Origin of the sequence: Streptomyces sp. NPDC001027 (assembly GCF_040299045.1) — a bacterium.
In the GTDB taxonomy this organism is placed as follows: Bacteria; Actinomycetota; Actinomycetes; order Streptomycetales; family Streptomycetaceae; genus Streptomyces.
This window is the reverse complement of record NZ_JBEPBI010000460.1, coordinates 1-2,980: the sequence shown is the minus strand read 5'-3', so window position 1 is coordinate 2,980 and position 2,980 is coordinate 1. Positions and strand designations below refer to the sequence as shown.

The following is a 2,980-nucleotide window of genomic DNA, read 5'->3' as shown; positions in this document are numbered from 1 at the left end:
GTCGGCGGCCGGACCGGTCAGACGTCCGTGGTCTGCGGCATCTCGCCGGCGGTGGTCGTCACGTCGATCATCGAGAAGTTACGGAACGCACGGAGCTCACCGTCGTCCGACGCCACGGCGCCACGATCCGCCGCAGGCGGACCCCCGCCCTGTCCCTGCCGCTCGACACGGCGCTCCCGCTGCTCGTGCGCGCCCGCCACGACCCCGCCGCGCACCCGGCGACCGCCTGCTGGGGCGCGGCCGCCCTGCACGCGCTGCGGCTCGCCGCCCGCGGCCGCCTCCTGCCCGGCCTCACCCCCGCCGGACACGACGCCTGGCGCGCCGGCCCGCTGGACCCGCAGGACATCGCGCATCTGCGCGCGGTCGCCGCCGCCCTCCCGCCCGAGGGCCACGCCGTGCCGCTCGACGGCCCCGGCCCGCTTCTGCTGCCCCGGCCCGAGTCCCTGATGCGCTCCTTCCTCGACGCGGTGGCGGACGTCCTGCCGCGCACCCCGGCCGCGCCGCACGCCTGCGGCAAGCCCTTCGCGGACCGCCGGCCGCAGCGGCTGCCCGGCGCCCACGACTGGGCAGCGGAGGTCGCCGCCGGCATGGACGCGGGCGTGCGGATCTCGCTGCGCCTCGACCTGTCGGCGTACGACATGTTCGACGCGCCCGGCGGCGACGGCCACGGCGGGGCGCGGGTGCGCAGCGCCGGCGCGGCCATCGTCCAGGTGCACAGCCTCGCCGACCCGACCCTGGTGACGGACGCGGCGGCGTTGTGGGCGGGCGAGGCCGACGCGGCCTTCGGGGCACGCGCCCGCGTGGACGCGGCCCTCGCGGTGCGGCGTGCGGCGCGTGTGTGGCCGCCGCTCGCCCGGCTCGCCGACCAGGACGCGCCGGACGTCCTGGCCCTCTCCGAGGACGAGCTGGGCGACCTGCTCGGCGTGGCCGCCACCCGGCTCGCCGCGGCCGGGGTCGCCGTGCACTGGCCCCGGGACCTCGCGCAGGACCTCAGCGCGGCCGCCGTGGTCCGCCCCGCGCCCGGCTCCGCGACCGACGGCGCGGGCTTCTTCGAGGGCGAGGAACTGCTGCAGTTCCGCTGGCAGCTGGCGCTCGGCGGCGATCCGCTCAGCGAGGCGGAGATGGACGCGCTGGCGGAGGCCCACCGCCCGGTGGTGCGGCTGCGCGACCAGTGGGTGCTGGTCGATCCGGCGCTGGTGCGCAAGGCCCGCAAACGCGAACTGGGCCTGCTGGACCCGGTCGACGCCCTGTCCGTCGCCCTCTCGGGCGTGGCCGAGGTCGACGGCGAGACCGTCGAGGCGGTCCCGGTCGGCGCCCTGGCCGCCCTGCGCGACCGCCTCACCGCCGGGGTGCGGCCCGCCGAGCCGCCCGCCGGTCTGCACGCCGTCCTGCGTGACTACCAGCTGCGCGGTCTGGCCTGGCTGGACCTGATGACCTCGCTCGGCCTCGGCGGCTGTCTCGCCGACGACATGGGCCTCGGCAAGACGATCACCGTCATCGCCCTGCATCTCAAGCGCGCCCGCACCGAGCCCACCCTGGTGGTGTGCCCGGCCTCGCTGCTGGGCAACTGGCAGCGCGAGATCAATCGCTTCGCGCCCGGGACGCCCGTCCGCCGCTTCCACGGACCCGAACGCAGCCTGGCCGAACTGTCCGGCGGCTTCGTCCTCACCACGTACGGCACGATGCGTTCGGCGGCCACGGCACTGGCCGAACAGCCCTGGGGCATGGTCGTCGCCGACGAGGCGCAGCACGTGAAGAACCCCTACTCGGCGACGGCGAAGGCGCTGCGCACGATCCCGACGCCCGCGCGCGTGGCGCTGACCGGCACCCCCGTGGAGAACAACCTGTCCGAGCTCTGGGCGCTGCTCGACTGGACGACGCCCGGTCTCCTCGGCCCCCTGAAGTCCTTCCGCGCCCGCCACGCACGCGCGGTGGAGAACGGCGAGGACGACCAGGCGGTGGAGCGACTCGCCCGGCTGGTCCGCCCGTTCCTCCTGCGCCGCAAGAAGTCCGACCCCGGCATCGTGCCCGAGCTGCCGCCCAAGACGGAGACCGACCACCCGGTCCCGCTCACCCGGGAACAGGCCGCCCTCTACGAGGCGGTGGTCCGCGAATCCCTGCTGGCCATCGAGACGGCGGACGGCATCGCCCGCCGCGGCCTGGTGCTGAAGCTCCTCGGCGCGCTGAAGCAGATCTGCGACCACCCCGCCCTCTACCTCAAGGAGGACGCGACCTCCGTCGGCGACGCCCTCGCCGCCCGCTCCGGCAAACTCGCCCTGCTGGACGAGCTGTTGGACACCCTCCTCGCGGAGGACGGCTCGGCCCTGGTCTTCACCCAGTACGTCGGCATGGCCCGTCTGATCACCGCCCACCTCGCCGCCCGCGCCGTCCCCGTCGACCTGCTGCACGGCGGCACTCCGGTGCCGGAGCGGGAGCGGATGGTGGACCGCTTCCAGAGCGGCGCGACCCCGGTCCTGGTGCTGTCCCTGAAGGCCGCCGGCACCGGCCTCAACCTGACGCGCGCGGGGCACGTCGTGCACTTCGACCGCTGGTGGAACCCGGCCGTGGAGGAACAGGCCACCGACCGCGCCTACCGCATCGGCCAGACCCAGCCGGTCCAGGTGCACCGTCTCATCACCGAGGGCACGGTCGAGGACCGCATCGCCGAGATGCTCCAGGCCAAGCGCGCCCTGGCCGACGCGATCCTCGGCTCGGGCGAGTCGGCCCTGACCGAGCTGACGGACCGTGAACTCACCGACCTGGTCAGGCTGCGGAGGGAGGCGTGATGAGCGAACCGCCCAAGAGCCCTGGGGCCTGTCGTCTGGATCAGGCCGCAGGTGACGAACGGGACTGTTCGGCGCCGGTGAGCGGGGTGTGGTGCGTGCGGCTGCAAGGCGGAGGAGGGCGTCGATGCGGAGCATCGGCAACCGACGACGACGCGGCAGATGCGCACGCCGCACCCGGCGTCTGCGGCGTGATC

The 2,980-nt window shown here is 75.3% G+C and carries 1 protein-coding gene and 1 pseudogene; both read left to right on the top strand.

The features are described from left to right. The coding region (locus tag ABT300_RS42685; protein WP_351688172.1) for an SCO1167/SCO6262 family helicase at window positions 1-2,786 on the top strand (2,786 nt) is incomplete at its 5' end. Beyond that, window positions 2,786-2,980: pseudogene (locus ABT300_RS42680) on the top strand (hypothetical protein); the annotation flags it as partial. The gene ABT300_RS42685 and the pseudogene ABT300_RS42680, both read left to right, overlap by 1 nt.